This window comes from Arthrobacter sp. H14 (assembly GCF_000520495.1).
Classification (GTDB): Bacteria; Actinomycetota; Actinomycetes; order Actinomycetales; family Micrococcaceae; genus Arthrobacter_C.
Genome location: NZ_KI914649.1, coordinates 48465 through 49301 on the forward strand (window position 1 = coordinate 48465; position 837 = coordinate 49301).

Annotated in this window: 2 protein-coding genes; both read left to right on the plus strand. The window is 61.5% G+C overall.

Translation table 11 applies throughout. From position 1 onward, the window contains the following. The first annotated feature begins 235 nt into the window (after positions 1-235). Positions 236-532, plus strand: coding sequence for a PhzF family phenazine biosynthesis protein (locus tag Y707_RS32160; RefSeq protein ID WP_081744778.1), 297 nt, complete (start codon positions 236-238; stop codon positions 530-532). A gap of 123 nt (positions 533-655) precedes the next feature. Next, a partial coding sequence (locus Y707_RS29755; protein ID WP_035781171.1) for a PhzF family phenazine biosynthesis protein occupies positions 656-837 on the plus strand: 182 nt, incomplete at its 3' end.

Below are 837 nucleotides of genomic sequence, written 5' to 3' on the forward strand. Positions count from 1 at the left end.
GAGCGCTCCAAGGGCGGTGAGGACCCCAAAATGCCGGCGCGAAATGTCATCGTGTTGCGGCGGGATGATGTGGCCAGACATAGCCGACTCCGACCGTAATGCTCAGTGGTAGCTAAATAATACGCCTGCTTTTGGCCGCCGGACGACGCCGGTTTTTGTGTGGCGGAATCGTTACTTTGTGGAGTGGAAACAGCAAGTGCTGGACACGGGGAGTCCGGAGCGCAAGAGTAGCGGTATGGCCGATGTGCTTCGCTATGCCGCATTCACGCTGGACCCCTCCGGTGGCAACCCTGCCGGCGTCGTTCTTGATGCCGGCGGCATGGACGATGAAGTTATGCAGCAGGTCGCGGCCGACGTTGGGTACTCGGAGGCGGGTGGGAGCCGGGTGGGGGACAAGCCTGTGGACAATCCTGCAGCGGCGAGCGCTCCAAGGGCGGTGAGGACCCCAAAATGCCGGCGCGAAATGTCATCGTGTTGCGGCGGGATGATGTGGCCAGACATAGCCGACTCCGACCGTAATGCTCAGTGGTAGCTAAATAATACGCCTGCTTTTGGCCGCCGGACGACGCCGGTTTTTGTGTGGCGGAATCGTTACTTTGTGGAGTGGAAACAGCAAGTGCTGGACACGGGGAGTCCGGAGCGCAAGAGTAGCGGTATGGCCGATGTGCTTCGCTATGCCGCATTCACGCTGGACCCCTCCGGTGGCAACCCTGCCGGCGTCGTTCTTGATGCCGGCGGCATGGACGATGAAGTTATGCAGCAGGTCGCGGCCGACGTTGGGTACTCGGAGACTGCGTTTGCGGGTTCGGCCACTGGCGGCCGCCATTACCCGCTGCG